Raw genomic sequence first — 14478 nt, 5'->3', positions numbered from 1 at the left:
CCGTGGACGGTTCCTGGGGTTTGATGCGCAGCGCGATGCGGGCGTCCGACGTGCCTGCCGGGGTACGGCCCGGCACGTTCCGCCGGGTGTGGGGGTTCGCCGGACCGCACCGGGCGAAGCTGGTCGTGTTCCTGCTGCTCACGGTCGTGTCGGCGGTCCTGGCGGTGAGCACGCCGGTGCTCGCGGGGCGCGTGGTGGACGCGATCGTCGGCGGCCGGGACGTGTCCGTCGTCGTGTGGCTGGCGGTGGCGATCGCCGGCATCGCGATCGTGGACGCGGCGCTCGGCCTGGTCGAGCGGTGGCAGTCGTCGCGCATCGGTGAGGGCCTGATCCACGACCTGCGCCGCGCCGTGTACGAGCACGTGCAGCGGATGCCCGTGGCGTTCTTCACCCGCACGCGCACCGGCGCGCTGGTGAGCCGGCTGAACAACGACGTGATCGGCGCGCAGCGGGCGTTCACGTCGACGCTGTCGGGCGTGGTCACCAACGTGATCCAGCTCGGCCTCTCCCTCGGCGTCATGTTCACCCTTTCGTGGCAGGTGACGGCGTTGGCGCTGCTGTTGCTGCCGGTGTTCGTGCTGCCCGCCCGGAAGATGGGCACCCGGATGGCGGAACTCCAGCGCGAGGCAGCGACCCTCAACGCGGGCATGACGACCCAGATGACCGAGCGGTTCTCCGCGCCCGGCGCGACGTTGGTGAAGCTGTTCGGCCGTCCCGAGGCGGAGGTGGAGGAGTTCGCCGAGCGCGCCGCGCGGGTCCGCGACATCGGCGTCCGCACGGCGATGGCGACGCGGTGGTTCCTGACCGGCCTCACGCTGGTGTCGGCGCTGGCCACGGCCCTGGTCTACGGGCTCGGCGGGTACCTGGCGCTGACCGGCGACCTGGCCGCGGGCACGGTGGTGTCGCTGGCGCTCCTGCTCACCCGCCTCTACTCGCCGCTGACCGCGCTGGCCAACGCGCGGGTCGACGTGATGACGGCGCTCGTGTCGTTCGAACGCGTGTTCGAAGTGCTGGACCTGAAGCCGATGATCGCCGAGCCGGACGAGCCGCGCCGCGTGCCGGACGGCCCGGTGTCGGTGGAGTTCGAGGACGTGCGGTTCGCGTACCCGGCGGCGGACAAGGTGTCGCTGGCGTCGCTGGAGTCCGTGGCCACTTTGGACGCGCGGGGCGGCGAGGAGGTGCTGCACGGCATCAGCTTCCGCGTCGAGCCGGGGCAGCTCGTGGCGCTCGTCGGGTCGTCCGGCGCGGGCAAGTCGACCATCGCGTCGCTCGTGCCGCGCCTGTACGACGTGGACGCCGGCGCGGTGCGGCTGTCCGACGTGGACGTCCGCGACCTGTCGTTCGAGTCGCTGCGCGGCGCGGTCGGCGTGGTCACCCAGGACGGCCACCTGTTCCACGACACGATCCGGGCGAACCTCGCCTACCCGCGGCCCGAGGCGACCGAGGACGAGCTGTGGGACGCGCTGCGCCGGGCCCGCCTCGACCACCTGGTGGAGTCGCTGCCCGACGGCCTCGACACCGTCGTGGGGGAGCGGGGCTACCGGCTGTCCGGCGGTGAGCGGCAGCGGCTGACGATCGCCCGGCTGCTGCTCGCCCGGCCGCGCGTGGTGATCCTGGACGAGGCCACCGCGCACCTGGACTCCGAGTCCGAGGCGGCGGTGCAGGTGGCGTTGACGGAGGCGTTGCGCGGCCGGACGGCGATCGTGATCGCGCACCGGCTGTCGACGATCCGGGCGGCGGACCAGATCCTCGTCGTGGAGGACGGGCACGTGGTCGAGCGCGGCACGCACGCCGGGCTGCTGGCCGCCCGGGGCCGGTACGCCGACCTCTACCGCACCCAGTTCGACGAGACGCCCGACCCGGAGGACTCGGACGCGGCGGCGGACCTGGAGACGTCCGGCGCGGTGTGACGGTGTGACGAGTCGGTCTGCGTGTGACGGCCGGCCTGCGTGTGACGGGTCCGGGGCGGGCGCGGCGGCCCGACCCGGACCCGTCGGCGCTAGAGGCCGCCGAGGAACGTGCCGGTGGCGGACACCGCGACCTTGGACGACCCGCCGTCCACGACGAGCACGGAGAACGCCAGGTCGCCGCGGTAGCCGATGAACCAGCCGTGCGCCCGCGTGCCGTCGCCGAACTGGGCGGTGCCGGTCTTGCCGCGCACGCCGCCGTACCCGGCGAGCTCCCGCGCGGTGCCGCCGGTGACGACCTCGCCCATCATCGACCGCAGCGCGCCCGTGACGTTGCCGGGCAGCGGCGCGGGCCGGTCGCCCTCGGTGGGGATCTCGCGGATCAACTGCGGCACGGGGGTGCGCCCGGTCGCGACGGTGGCCGCGGTCAGGGCCATGCCGAACGGCGTGGTCAGCATCTGGCCCTGGCCGATGCCGGCCTCCACCCGGGCCGGCACGGAGTCGGCGGGCGGGATCTTGCCGGTGTTCGTGGTGATGCCCGCGACGGCGAAGTCGGACGCCAGCCCGAAGTAGGCGGCGGCCTGCGGCAGCGCGGCGGCGGGCAGCTCGGCGGCCAGCCGGCTGAAGCTGGTGTTGCACGACGCGGCGAACGCCCGGCGCAGCGGCACCGTGCCCAGCTCGAACGAGTCCTCGTTGGTGATCTGCCGGGTGCCGATGGTGGCCTTGCCGGGGCACTCGACGGGGGTGTCCGCGGTCGCCAGGCCGGCGGTCAGCGCCGCGGTGGCCGTGACGACCTTGAACGTCGAGCCCGGCTCGTAGTAGCCCTGCAGCGAGATGGGGCCCTGCGCGTCGGCGGGCGCGTTCTGCGCGATGGCGAGGATCTCGCCGGTGGACGGCTGGACCGCCACCAGCACGGCCGCCTGCCCGACCTGGTCGACGGCGGCCTGCGCGGCGGTCTGGGTCTTCGGGTCGAGCGTGACCGTCATCGTCGGTCCCGGCACGGCCTTCTGCTCCTGCAGCACCGCCACCGGCGCGCCCGCGGCGTCGACCACGGCGACCTGCCAGCCGGGCGCGCCGGCCAGCGAGCCGACGCTCTGCCGCACCGAGCCCATCACGGTCGGCGCGAAGCCCGCCGGCACCGGCTGCCCGGTGCGGTCGAGCAGGGCGCCGTCACCGGGGAGGGCCGAGTAGGCGAGGCTCTGGCCCTCAGTGAGCCGCGGGTGCAGCACGGTCGGCGCCCAGCGGACCCGCCAGTGGTCGTCGACTTGGCGCAGCTCGATCGTGGTCTGGTACTTGAACGGCACGCCGCCGGGCAGCGTCCACGTGACGTTCGCGTCGAGCGACGCGGTCGTCGTGCCCTCCGGGACCTGCGGCGCCGAACCGATGGTCGCCTGGAACCTCGCGTCCGGCATGCCCTGCTGGGTGCGGGCGATGGCGGCCCCCGCCGCGTCCGCCGCGTCGGTGACCGCCGCCGCCTGTCCCGCCTGTCCGGACATCATCGCGCTGACGAACTGCTGGGCGACGGCGGCCGGACCGGGCCGCGACGGCTTGGGCGCGGCCTGCGGTTCGTCCGACCACAGCACGATCCCGCCCGTGACGATCACCGCCACCGCCGTGAGCCCCCCGGCCGCCAGCACCCACCGCTTCGTTCTCGTGTTCACGAATAACCCCCCTTGTACGTCGGAGGTTAACTCGAACGTGTGGAGGTTTCGTGAACAACGGCGCAGCCCGGATCAGCCCAGTTCGGGCACCCTGGTCTGGTACTTGCGCAGCAGGTCCGCGTTGGCCGCGTCGCCGCCCTCGACGTTCGCGCTGCGCCACAGCGGCAGGCTCACGCCCGCCTTGGCGGCCTTGTCGAACAGCCGCACCATCAGCAGGTTCCACAGGAACGTGGTGGCGATCGTGGACACCGCGGCGATGGCGGGGGCGTCGGCCGGGTAGGTGGCGTCACCGGGCGGCACCATGTTGTCCAGCACCACGGTGGCGTTCTCGGCGAGCGTGGTGCCCGCGCGTCGCGGCGCGAGGGCGCTGGCCGCGACCGACGTCACCGCGACCACCGGGCAGCCCGCGTCCGCCGCGAGCACGGCCAGCTCCACCGGGTACGGGTTCACGCCCGAGGTGGAGAACACGAACAGCACGTCGTGCGGGGCGAGCCCCGCCTCGCGCAGCACCTCGGCGGCCAGGCCGGAGCGGCGCTCGGCCGCCGTGCTGCTGACCGCGCCGTGCATCGGGAGGAGCTCGGGGTGGTAGACGGGCCGGACGCAGGCCAGGCCGCCCGCCCGGTAGAACGTCTCGGCGACGGCGGCCAGCGAGTGCCCGGCGCCCGCGGTCAGCACCATGCCGTCCGCGCGCACGCTCGCGAGCAGCAGCTCGGCCACGTCGTCCAGGGCGGCGGCGTTCTGCTGCTCCACCCGGATCAGGTGGTTCCGCACGACGTCGCCGTAGTCGGAGTCGGTCACGGTCTCGCTCGTCATGCGATCCTCCAGTGGTCTATACCAGCGTGTCGCCAAGTCCTACCGGATCGTCCCACCGCCCGCCAGCGTGTTGACCTATGAACATCATCGGTGTTCAGATGAACATCATGGATGTTGCGCAGCGGCACGAGCTGATCCTCCAGCGCCTCAGGGGCGGCGAGCGGGTGCCCGTCGGCGCCCTGGCGGAACTGGTGGGCGCCTCGGAGATGACGGTGCGGCGCGACCTCGACGCGTTGGAGCGCGACGGGCTGCTCCGGCGCGTGCGGGGAGCGGCGGTCAGCATGCTGACCGGCGAGGAGACGCCGTACGCGGCGCGGGCGCGGCAGCGGTCGGAGGCCAAGCGGCGCATCGGCGCGGCGGTCGCCGCCCTCGTCGACGACGGCGAGACGGTCGTGCTCGACGGCGGCAGCACCACCGTGGAGGTGGCGCGGAAGCTGACCGACCGGCGGCTGACCGTGCTCCCGCTGTCCCTGCACGCGGCGGACGCGTTGCGCGCCGCGTCGCAGGTGCGGCTCGTGCTGCCGGGCGGCGACGTCCGGCCCGGCGAGCTGGCGTTCGTCGGGCCGCTGACCGAGCACGCGTTCGACGTGATGCGGTTCGACACGATGGTGCTCGGCAGCTGCGGCCTGAGCGCGCGTGACGGCGTGTCGGCGCACGACCTCGCCGAGGGCGCGGTGAAGCAGGCGGCCGTGCGGGCGTCGGCGCGGGTCGTCGCCGCGATCGACAGCTCGAAGTTCGGGCGGACCGCGTTCGGCCGGGTGTGCCCGGTCGAGGAGATCGACGTCCTGGTCACCGACTCGGACGCCCCGGAGGACGAGGTGTCACGCCTGCGGGAGGCCGGGGTGGAGGTCCGGCTCGTGTGACGTCGCGCCGGCCCCGGCCGGCCGGGTGTCGCCGGGTTCGCCCCGCGGTCCGCGCCGACGCGGCTCAGGGCCGGAGGTAGCGCGGCTCGACGGCCGGCAGCGGCTTCTCCGGCAGGCCCGCGTGCGCCTTCGTCATGAAGTCGAACCAGGTCCGCGCGGGCAGGGTGCCGCCGTAGATGTCGCCCTCGCCGCACAGGCGCGGCGGGCCGGCGTTCACGCAGATGCCGCTCGGCGACGTGCTGTCGTTGAACACCTGCACGGCGCCCGCGTAGTCCGGCGTCGCGCCCAGGAACGCCGCCGACTTGTACTCCTCCGTCGTCCCCGTCTTGCCGAGCGCCGGCCGGGTCCACCCGAACTGCTTCGCCGCCGCCGCCGCGGTGCCCTGGCCCTGGTCGTCCTCGCTCATCCCGACCGCCAGCGCGTTCGCCAGCGGCTCCTCCACCACCTGCTCGCACGGGTCGGCGAACTGGACCACCTGGCCGTGCCGGTCCCGGATCTCCACGATCGGCGTCGGCCGGCACCACACGCCGCCGGACATGATCGTCGCCGCGACGTTCGCGAGCTCCAACGTGTTCGTCGGCGCGGGGCCGAGGGTGAACGACGCGTTGCCCGCCGACTTGTAGAACTCCGCCTGCGTCACCCGCAGGTCCTTGCGCTGCGACTTCGGGTCGGGCGGCACGCCCGCGATGTTCGTCGCCATCGTGTCCCGCATGCCCAGCCGCGTCGCCATGTCGACCACGGCGTCCAGCCCGACCCGTTCCTCCAGGATCACGAACCCGGTGTTGGGGGACGTCGCCAACGCCTGCTTCAGCGTCATCCGGGGCGGGTAGCGGTCGTTGTGGTTGCTCAGGCAGTACCAGTACGTCGACGGCTCGCCGGTGCCCGGGCAGTTCGGCGCGCCACCGCGGAACACGCGCGAGACGTGGGAGTTCGGCGTGTCGATGACGGTCTCGATGCCCAGGCCCTTCTCCAGCGCCGCCGCGGCCGTGAACACCTTGTACACCGAGCCTGCGCCGAACTTGTTCTCCACGCCGCTCGGCAGGTCGAACTGGGTCTGGAACTTGGCCTGGTCGAGGCCGTAGTCGCGGTTCGACACGAGCGCGACGACGTCGTGCCGCTCCTTGCCGGGCCGCACCACGGCCGCGGTGTTCGCGATGCCGGGCGTCGTCTTCGGCACCTGCGCGTCGGCGGCCTGCTTGGCCTGCAGCGTGAGCGTGCGGTCCAACGTGGTGCGGATCGTGTAGCCGCCGATCTTGAGCTGGTTCAGGTGGAACCCGTTGCGGGTCAGGTGGTTCACCACGAACGAGCAGAAGAAGCCGAACTCGGGCCCCGCGCCGACGCAGCCGGTCGGCAGGGGCCGGACCGGGTTGGCCAGGCCGAGCGGCGCGCGCTTGTGCACCGCGGCCTGCTCGGGGGAGAGCTTGTCGTTCTCGACCATGAGGTCGATGACCATGTTCCGGCGCTCGGTCGCCTTGTCCGGCCGGGCCTCCGGGTCGAGGAACGTGGGGCTGTTGACCAGCCCGGCGAGCATCGCGGCCTGCGGCACCGTCAGCTTGTCGGGCGTGGTCTCGAAGTAGGCCTGGGACGCCGCGGCGATGCCGAAGACCGTGCCGCCGAACGGCACCACGTCCAGGTAGCGCGACAGGATCTCGTCCTTGGTGAGCTGCGTTTCCACGTGCATCGCGATGCGCGCCTCGCGCAGCTTCCGGGAGATCGTCTGCTCCTGGGCCTCCTTCTGGCCGCCGACGTCCTGCCGCTCCAGCACGTGCACCAGGTGGTTCTTGACGTACTGCTGGGTGATCGTCGAAGCGCCCTGGGTCACGGCGCCCTCGGACTGGTTGCGCAGCGCGGCCCGGATCGTGGCGAGCCAGTCGACGCCCTGGTGCTCGTAGAACCGCCGGTCCTCGGCGGACACCAGGGCGTCCTTCATCACCTGGGCGACCTTGTCCGGTGGGGTGAGCACGCGGTACTGGTCGTAGAGGTAGGCGAACGGCACGCCGTCCTTGTCGGTGATGGTCGTCATCAGGGGCGGCGGCGAGTCGAGCAGGTTGATCGACATCGCCGCGACGTGGTCGCTCATCCGGTTCGACACGAGGCCGGCCGCCCCGACGACCGGCAGCGCCACGCCCGCCAGCAGCAGCCCCGCGACCAGGCAGAGGCCGGCGAGTTTCGCGAGACAATCCGCGGTTCGCATGTACCGAAAGTACGCTCGGACGGGCTACTGATAACGCCGGCGGAACCAGGTTCACTGCAACGTACGGATAATCGCGCCCCGACGTTTAGCCCGGCTTTGTTCACCCGATCGTGGAAGTATTTACGCTGCGTCAGAGCGGCTGAACGCAGCGCTCGCGAGATCGGCGGCGTGGCGCATCGCGGCGGCGTGCAGCGCCGTCAGCGACAGGGCGTCCGCCTGGGCCGCCGGGTCGCCCTCGGCGGGCTCCAACCGGGACTCCGCGGTCACGTAGACGACGCACTCCGCCGCCACGCTCAGCCGCCGGGCCAGGAACGCCACGGCCCGCATCAACCGCTCGGCCTCGGCCTCGGTGATCGGCACGACCCGCGGCGCGTCCGCGTCGACCTCCTCGGCGAGGTCGCGGAGGTGGGCCCGGCACGCCAGGCCGCGATCCCACAGGCCGGCCGCCTCGTGCAGCGACTCGATGAACGGCTCCCAGTCGACTTCGGTCGAGGTCATGGTTCCCACCTTCCGTACGTCGTGCCCATCACCGAGTGCCCCTGTACATGACACTTCAAGCCCTCATTTCGCCGGTGCGTGGGAATTGATCTCGGTCCACCCGGGTCGGGCGGTCACGTCGCGTGCCTGCAAAGGCGCTTTGCGTCATTCGGACGGGTGGAATGAACATCTACAGGTTGTCCTGTGTGTTGTGGTGGTAGTCCGTTTCCCAGAGACTCGGCGCTCCACCGACACCCGGTGGAGAAGGGGAGGAATGTGCCATGGCGGCGCGATCCCACAGGTGGAAGTCCCGCACGACCACGTCCGCTGTCGTGGTGGCCTTGCTGGCGTGCGCGCACGCGCCCGCGGCGGCGGCGCGGTCGCTGCCCGAGGGGTCCGCCGACCACTACGCGGGCTCCCAGATCGCGAAGCACGAGGGCGCGGTCCCCGTCGCCGCGGCGGACCTGGCGCTCGACGGGCCGACCGTCCCCGGCATCGACGTGAGCAGTCACCAAGGCGACGTCGACTGGCCGTACTGGTGGGGCCAGGGCAAGCGGTTCGCCTACGTCAAGGCCACCGAGGGCACCGGCTACCGGAACCCCAACCACGCCCAGCAGTACAACGGCTCGTACGGGGTCGGCATGGTCCGCGGCGCGTACCACTTCGCGCTGCCCGACCGCTCGGACGGCGCCGCGCAGGCCCACTACTTCGTCGACCACGGCGGCGGCTGGAGCGCCGACGGCCGGACGCTGCCGGGCGCGCTCGACATCGAGTACAACCCGTACGGCGACAACACGTGCTACGGCCTCACCCCCGAGGCGATGGTGACGTGGATCAGGCAGTTCAGCGAGACCTACCACGCCCGGACGGGCCGCCCGCCCATGATCTACACGTCCACCTCGTGGTGGGACAGGTGCACCGGCCGCGGGGCCGACCTCAGCGGCACCAACCCGCTGTGGGTGGCCCGGTACGCCGACAGCGCCGGCCCGCTGCCGTACCGCTGGACCGCGCACGCGATCTGGCAGCACACCTCGACGCCCATCGACCAGAACCTGTTCAACGGCACCATGGACGACCTCGTGGCGCTGGCCAGGGGTTGAGTCCGGAACGGCGGAAGCCATGCACATCGACGAGTCCCAAGGCATCCCGTTCCGCGTGCGGTTGCGCGGTTACGACCGGCAAGAGGTGGACGAGGAGCTGGCCCGCCTGAGGCGGGAGCTGGACGTGCTCCGGGTGGACCGGGACGCCGCGGTGGCCACCGCCGACGACCTGATCCGGCAGCTGGAGGAGGCGCGCAGCGAGCTGGCCGAGTACCGGGTGCTGCACGCGGGCTACTCGAAGGACAACGCCGTGTCCGGCTGCATCCGGTACCTGATGCACGTGGCGAGGCAGAAGGCGGACGCGTTCGAGACCGACGCGCGGGAACGCAGCGAGCAGATGCTCAAGCGGGCCGAGGAGGTCGCGCGGCAGCAGGCCGTGCTGCTCGACGAGACCGAGCAGGAGACGCAGCGGCGGCTCGCCGACGCCGAGCAGCGCGCCCGCGAGATCGTGCAGCGGGCGACGGCGGAGGCCGGCGCGCTGCTGGCGGGTCAGGTGGACCAGCAGGACCGCTGGACCCCGGAGACTGCGGCGGCGCTGGACGTGCCGGTGCCGCGGCTCACGTCGGGGCCGCTGCAGGTCATCCAGCCCGACACGGAGGAGCAGCGCCCGACGACGGCCTGACCTGCGTGCGGGGTCGGTGGGACGGCGCGGTCAGTGCGACGGCGGGGTCAGTGCGAGCGCGCCTCGATGCACGTCCCCTCGCCGTTGGTGCCGTCCACCACGAGCAGCACCTCGTCCGGCCGGACGTGCCCCATCACGCACGCCCGGTCGCCCAGGCGCAGCGTGTAGACGACGCCCGGCGGGGTGGCGCCGTCCGCCGACGCGGTGAACGGCTGCACGTGCACGTCGTTCGCCGGGTAGCCGGCCGCGGTGAACACCCCGCGGGCCGCGTCCAGCCCGAAGATCCGCTCCCGGCACAGCCGTTCCAGCTCCGGCCGCACGAGCCCGGCCGCCGTCAGCGCCGCCGCGTGGTCACCGGCGGAGAGCGGCGGGCGGTGCTTCCACCGGTTGTTCTCCACGGGGTTCGGCGGGCCGTCGTGGTCGCGGGTGCGCTGGGGCGCCGGCGTGGATGGGACCGGTGTGGACGGGGGCGGCTGGGCCACGTCCGCGACCTGGTACCGGGCCTCGCAGGCGGCGAGGGTCGGCGCGGACGTCGTGGTCGTCGGGGGCGCGGGCCACCGGCGACTCCGCCCGGTGGTCGGGTTCCGGGCCGGGCGACGTGCAGCCGGCCACGGCGACGAGCACCAACGCGAGCAGTCCACCCCGGGGAAGCGCCACCCCACGACTGTGGCACAACGCCCGCCGCCGCGTACCCGGTTCAGGTGGGGAGGTCCCGCGGGTGGTCCACGTCGGCGCCGTCCGCCACGTCCCCGCACGGCACGTCGAGCGCGCCGTGCTCGCGCAGGTAGTCCCGCGCGCCCGCGTCACCGACCGCCGCCGCCGACACCGCCGGCCAGTGGTCCGCGCCGATCAGCACCGGGTGGCCGGGCGCGCCGTCGTACGAGGCGCGCGCCAGCGACGCCCGTGACGCCAAGGCCCGGAACCGCTCCACCGCCGCCACCGTGACGCCCGGAGTGTCCACGGGCAGCACGACGACCGCCTCGACGTCACCGGCGCCGGCCAGCGCGGACAGCCCCGCGCGCAGCGACGACCCCATGCCGGACGCCCAGTCGTCGTTGTCCACGACGACGCAGCCCGCCAGCGACGCCCGCGCGCGCACCACCGCCGCCGAGGCGCCGAGCACCACGACGACCGGCGCGCACCCCGCGTCCCGCAGCACCGCCGCCGCCCGGTCGACCCACAGCACGCCGCCGTGCGCCACCAGCGCCTTGGGCCCGCCGAACCGGCGTCCGGCGCCCGCGGCGAGCAGCAACCCGGCGACCCGCATGGGGTCACACTAGGGCTTCGTGGCCCTTCAACTCGGTCCGGCTGGCCACCGCGAGCTTGCGGTAGACCCTGGTGAGGTGCTGTTCCACCGTGCTCACGGTGATGTGCAGCCGCATCGCGATCGCCCGGTTGCTGTGGCCACACGCGGCGAGGGTCGCGACCCTGCGCTCCGAGTAGGTCAACTCCGTCATACGCGGGAACACGTGCGGGGCCGCGGCAACGGTTCAACCACCGCCCGATCACCGCGAGAGATGCTCCAAAAGGAGTGACGTCAGCAGCTCCGGCGCCTCCTCCGGCACCCAGTGCGACACGTCCTCCACCATCTCGAACCGGTACGGGCCGGTGACCCAGTCGCCCGTGGCCAGCGCCGCCGTCGAGCCGAACGCCACGTCCTCCGTGCTCCACACGTACAGGGTCGGCACGGACACCTTCCCGGCCTTGCCGCCCGGCCGGCCCGCGCGGTACCAGTTCAGCGCCGCCGTCAGCGCGCCCGGCTCGGACAGCCGCCGCACGTACTCGTCCACCCGGCTCGGCGGCACCCGCCACTCGAACATCTGCCGCAGCGCCGCGCCGTCGTCGGCGAGCATCCGCTGCTCGGTGTTGCTGTTGCGCCAGTCCGTCATGTACCCGGACCGGAGGTGCTGGTCCTCGTCCGTCCGCAGAGCCTCGGCGAACGCGCCGGGGTGCGGCGTCGACACCACGGCGAGCTTCCGCAGCCGCTCCGGGTGCTCGGCCGCCGTCCACCACGCCACCGCGCCGCCCCAGTCGTGCCCGACCAGGTCGAACACCGGCCAGCCGAACGAGTTCGCCACCGCCAGCACGTCGCCCACCAGGGCGTCCACGCCGTAGTCGGCGGCACGCTCGGGCCGCGCGCCGGGGGAGTAGCCGCGCTGGTCGAACGCCACCGCGCGGAAGCCCTCCCGGCCCAGCACCGCGACCTGGTGCTCCCACTCCACGGCCGCCTCCGGGAAGCCGTGCAGCAGCAGCACCGGCCGCCCGTCCTCGGGACCGGCCGCGATCGCGTCGAAGACGCCCTCGTCCGTGCGCACGCTCAGCTGTTCGACCACTGTGATCCGAATCCCCTCCGTCGACCGGTCCGCCCGCCGGGGCATTCTGGCGTGGCGCCCCGCGCGGACATCCTGCCGCCCGACACCGACAGGTGATCGGTGGCGCCGCTGCCACACCTTTCGGGTGAACTCGCGGGTGCCGTCGCAGTCCCGTCGTTCCTGGATTCCCACGGGCACAACGCGAGGCGCGGCGCCGGAACACCCGGTGACCACCGGCTGGTGCGAAGGCGGAACCACTTCCCCCGGTGCCACCATGAACGGGCGCCGGTTGCCGCGACACCGCGAACCGGCGCGACTGCTCGTCCGACGGCCGCCGATCACCCACCGCGCGTCCGGGTCGATCCGCCGCCACGGCGCCGCGTCGTGGGCTCGACGCGTGCCGGCAGCACCGAGGAGTAGCCGATGACGTCGTCGAGGAGCGCCGGGGGAGCCGTCGACCTGCCCCGTCCCGACCGGGGGATCTGGCCCGGCCTGGCCACCCCGCCCCGGTCCGCGTGGCGCGCGCGGATCGCCGAGGCCCTGTTCCGCCACGCCGTGCGCACCCTCCCCGTCCGGGTCGTGCTGCCCGGCGGGCCGCGGCTCGGCGCCGGCGGACGCGACGCGCCCGTCATGCGCTTGCACCGGCCGGACGCGTTCTTCCACCGGCTCGGCGTCGACGCCAAGATCGGGTTCGGCGAGGCGTACATGGTGGGCGACTGGACGTCCACCGCGCTCGCCGACCTGCTCACCGCGTTCGCGTCCCGCCTCACCACCCTCGTCCCGCCGCCGCTGCAGGTGCTGCGCCGCTGGGTCGAACGCCGCCACCCCGCCACCGACAGCAACGACGTCCACAACGCCCGGCGGAACGTCCACCGGCACTACGACCTGTCCAACGACCTGTTCCGGCTGTTCCTCGACGAGACCATGACCTACTCGTCCGCCTGGTTCGCCCGACCCGGCGACACGCTGGCCGCCGCGCAGCTCCGCAAGATCGACGGCGTCCTGGACTACGCGGGCGTCCGCTCCGGCAGCCGGGTCCTGGAGATCGGCACCGGCTGGGGCGCCCTCGCCGTCCGGGCCGCCCGACGCGGCGCCACCGTCACCTCGCTGACCCTGTCCGCCGAGCAGCGCGACCTGGCCGAACGACGTGCCGCCGACGCGGGCGTCGCCGACCGCGTCACCATCCGTTTGCGCGACTACAATCGAGGAGACCGTCCGCGACCACACCGCCCTGCGGATCACCGAATCCCGCGCGTTCGGCCTCGACTACGCCGAGACCCTCCGCCGGTGGCGCGAGCGCTTCCTCGACCGCTGGGACGACGTCGCCGCGCTCGGCTTCGACGGGACGTTCCGCCGGATGTGGGAGTTCTACCTCGCCTACTCCGAAGCGGGATTCCGGGTGGGCTACCTGGGTGTCCGCCAGTTCGCCTTGGTGAAGTAGACGTCTCCACCACTCGGCCGAACGGCTCAACCCGCAGCGCGGCCGGGTGCCGTCACGCCCCGCCGGTCCCGGATCGTGGTCGGCTTGTGACCCTGTCCCGTATCAGGAGCACCGCTGCACGCTCCTCATCAGTGAGCCGGGATGGGGCCGGACGTTGACGAGCGTGAGGAGGTCGCCGGATGGTGCAGCACGCATCCGTGCGGGCCGGCGTCGGGATCGAGGTCGGAGCGGTCGGGACCGGCGGGATTGGGACCGGTGCGATCGGGGCCGGCGGGACCGGGACCGGTGCGGTCGACGAGAACGCGGGCCTGCCCGCTCGGCCCCGGGTCACGCTGGTCACGGGCGGCGCGCCGCCGCGGTCGACCACCCGGTGGCTCGCCGAGGCCGACCTGTCCGAGCTGGTCGACCAGGCGTTGTTGGGCGACCGGCGCGCCGCCGGGCAGCTCCTGGCCCGCCTCCAACCGCTGGTCCTGCGCTACTGCCGGGCCAGGGTCGGCTCGCGGGAGCGCACGCTCGTCTCGGCCGAGGACATCGCCCAGGAGGTCTGCCTGGCCGTGGTGTCCGCCCTCGGCACGTACCGGTACGAGCCCGGCTCGTTCCTGGCGTTCGTCTACGGCATCGCCGCGCACAAGGTCGCCGACGCGCGAAGACGGGCCGTGCGCAGCCGGGCCGAGGTCGTCCCCGAACTGCCCGACACGCCCGCGCTGGAGGACGGACCCGAGCAGCGGGCCGTCACGGGCGAGCTGATCGGCCACGTCAACCAGCTGTTGCGGCTGCTGCCCCAGCGGCAGCGCGAGATCCTGGTCCTCCGGATCGCCGTGGGGCTGTCCGCGGAGGAGACGGCGGTGGCCGTCGGGTCGACCGCCGGGGCCGTGCGCGTGGCGCAGCACCGGGCGCTGGCCCGAATGCGCGAGCTGTTCGCGGCTGTCGACGGCTGACCGGGCCTGGCATCGTTGGGGGATGGCCGCCACGCCTCCGCCCGTCACGCCTGCGCCCGCCACACCTCCGCCCGGGTCCGCCACGCCTCCGGCCGCCAGGCCTGTGCCGACTACGCCCGCGCCGGCCACGCCTTCTTCCGCCACGTCCGG

General features: G+C 73.4%; 13 protein-coding genes and 1 pseudogene. 6 read left to right on the top strand and 8 right to left on the bottom strand.

Annotated features, from left to right (window positions below; all coding sequences use genetic code 11):
- Positions 1-2: 2 nt before the first annotated feature.
- Positions 3-1910 carry an ABC transporter ATP-binding protein gene (locus ACRAKH_RS23535; RefSeq protein WP_380724738.1) on the top strand — a complete coding sequence of 636 codons (1908 nt, stop codon included), beginning with the start codon at positions 3-5 and terminating at the stop codon, positions 1908-1910.
- 89 nt (positions 1911-1999) lie between these two features.
- On the opposite strand, the gene ACRAKH_RS23530 is transcribed toward ACRAKH_RS23535, so the two are convergent.
- On the bottom strand, positions 2000-3568 hold the full coding sequence (locus ACRAKH_RS23530) for a penicillin-binding transpeptidase domain-containing protein (RefSeq protein WP_380724739.1): 1569 nt from the start codon (positions 3566-3568) through the stop codon (positions 2000-2002).
- A 72-nt stretch (positions 3569-3640) separates the two neighbouring features.
- On the bottom strand, positions 3641-4381 hold the full coding sequence (locus ACRAKH_RS23525) for an SIS domain-containing protein (protein ID WP_380724740.1): 741 nt from the start codon (positions 4379-4381) through the stop codon (positions 3641-3643).
- 107 nt (positions 4382-4488) lie between these two features.
- Between ACRAKH_RS23525 and ACRAKH_RS23520 the strand changes: the two genes are divergently transcribed.
- Positions 4489-5244 (top strand): DeoR/GlpR family DNA-binding transcription regulator, encoded by a 756-nt coding sequence (locus tag ACRAKH_RS23520; protein ID WP_380724741.1) that lies wholly within the window; start codon positions 4489-4491, stop codon positions 5242-5244.
- A gap of 64 nt (positions 5245-5308) precedes the next feature.
- Here the strand turns inward: ACRAKH_RS23520 and ACRAKH_RS23515 are convergent, their stop codons facing one another.
- Both ACRAKH_RS23515 and ACRAKH_RS23510 read right to left on the bottom strand, forming a co-directional pair.
- A complete protein-coding gene (locus ACRAKH_RS23515) occupies positions 5309-7438 on the bottom strand; it encodes a transglycosylase domain-containing protein (protein ID WP_380724742.1) in 2130 nt (709 codons plus the stop codon).
- 120 nt (positions 7439-7558) lie between these two features.
- On the bottom strand, positions 7559-7936 hold the full coding sequence (locus ACRAKH_RS23510; protein ID WP_380724743.1) for a hypothetical protein: 378 nt from the start codon (positions 7934-7936) through the stop codon (positions 7559-7561).
- A 260-nt stretch (positions 7937-8196) separates the two neighbouring features.
- Here ACRAKH_RS23510 and ACRAKH_RS23505 point away from each other — a divergent pair, with 260 nt between their 5' ends.
- The gene (locus ACRAKH_RS23505) at positions 8197-9015 is read left to right on the top strand and encodes a lysozyme (protein ID WP_380724744.1); all 819 of its coding nucleotides are present in this window, start codon (positions 8197-8199) and stop codon (positions 9013-9015) included.
- Positions 9016-9034: 19 nt separating this feature from the next.
- Positions 9035-9637: a DivIVA domain-containing protein gene (locus tag ACRAKH_RS23500; protein ID WP_380724745.1), complete on the top strand. Its 603-nt coding sequence runs from the start codon at positions 9035-9037 to the stop codon at positions 9635-9637.
- 47 nt (positions 9638-9684) lie between these two features.
- On the opposite strand, the gene ACRAKH_RS23495 is transcribed toward ACRAKH_RS23500, so the two are convergent.
- The 4 genes from ACRAKH_RS23495 to ACRAKH_RS23480 all read right to left on the bottom strand — a co-directional run bounded on the left by ACRAKH_RS23495 (position 9685) and on the right by ACRAKH_RS23480 (position 11970).
- Positions 9685-10119, bottom strand: coding sequence for a hypothetical protein (locus ACRAKH_RS23495; RefSeq protein WP_380724746.1), 435 nt, complete (start codon positions 10117-10119; stop codon positions 9685-9687).
- Positions 10120-10334: 215 nt separating this feature from the next.
- On the bottom strand, positions 10335-10904 hold the full coding sequence (locus ACRAKH_RS23490; RefSeq protein WP_447009293.1) for a nucleotidyltransferase family protein: 570 nt from the start codon (positions 10902-10904) through the stop codon (positions 10335-10337).
- 4 nt (positions 10905-10908) lie between these two features.
- Complete coding sequence (locus tag ACRAKH_RS23485) at positions 10909-11094, bottom strand: helix-turn-helix domain-containing protein (protein ID WP_380725938.1); 186 nt, start codon at positions 11092-11094, stop codon at positions 10909-10911.
- A gap of 48 nt (positions 11095-11142) precedes the next feature.
- Complete coding sequence (locus tag ACRAKH_RS23480; RefSeq protein WP_380725936.1) at positions 11143-11970, bottom strand: alpha/beta fold hydrolase; 828 nt, start codon at positions 11968-11970, stop codon at positions 11143-11145.
- 402 nt (positions 11971-12372) lie between these two features.
- Here ACRAKH_RS23480 and ACRAKH_RS23475 point away from each other — a divergent pair.
- Together ACRAKH_RS23475 and shbA are read left to right on the top strand one after the other, a co-directional pair.
- Positions 12373-13390 (top strand): annotated as a pseudogene (locus tag ACRAKH_RS23475) (class I SAM-dependent methyltransferase).
- A gap of 179 nt (positions 13391-13569) precedes the next feature.
- Positions 13570-14328: an RNA polymerase sigma factor ShbA gene (gene shbA / locus ACRAKH_RS23470; protein WP_380725935.1), complete on the top strand. Its 759-nt coding sequence runs from the start codon at positions 13570-13572 to the stop codon at positions 14326-14328.
- The last annotated feature ends 150 nt before the right edge of the window (positions 14329-14478 follow it).

Source organism: Saccharothrix hoggarensis (assembly GCF_052936025.1).
This window is presented reverse-complemented; position numbering and strand designations above follow the sequence as displayed.

Coding starts and splice junctions, on each gene's coding strand:
- ACRAKH_RS23525 (WP_380724740.1), bottom strand. CDS start 4,381: ATGACGAGCGAGACCGTGACCGACTCCGACTACGGCGACGTCGTGCGG.
- ACRAKH_RS23520 (WP_380724741.1), top strand. CDS start 4,489: ATGGATGTTGCGCAGCGGCACGAGCTGATCCTCCAGCGCCTCAGGGGC.
- ACRAKH_RS23515 (WP_380724742.1), bottom strand. CDS start 7,438: ATGCGAACCGCGGATTGTCTCGCGAAACTCGCCGGCCTCTGCCTGGTC.
- ACRAKH_RS23510 (WP_380724743.1), bottom strand. CDS start 7,936: ATGACCTCGACCGAAGTCGACTGGGAGCCGTTCATCGAGTCGCTGCAC.
- ACRAKH_RS23505 (WP_380724744.1), top strand. CDS start 8,197: ATGGCGGCGCGATCCCACAGGTGGAAGTCCCGCACGACCACGTCCGCT.
- ACRAKH_RS23500 (WP_380724745.1), top strand. CDS start 9,035: ATGCACATCGACGAGTCCCAAGGCATCCCGTTCCGCGTGCGGTTGCGC.
- ACRAKH_RS23490 (WP_447009293.1), bottom strand. CDS start 10,904: ATGCGGGTCGCCGGGTTGCTGCTCGCCGCGGGCGCCGGACGCCGGTTC.
- ACRAKH_RS23485 (WP_380725938.1), bottom strand. CDS start 11,094: ATGACGGAGTTGACCTACTCGGAGCGCAGGGTCGCGACCCTCGCCGCG.
- shbA (WP_380725935.1), top strand. CDS start 13,570: ATGGTGCAGCACGCATCCGTGCGGGCCGGCGTCGGGATCGAGGTCGGA.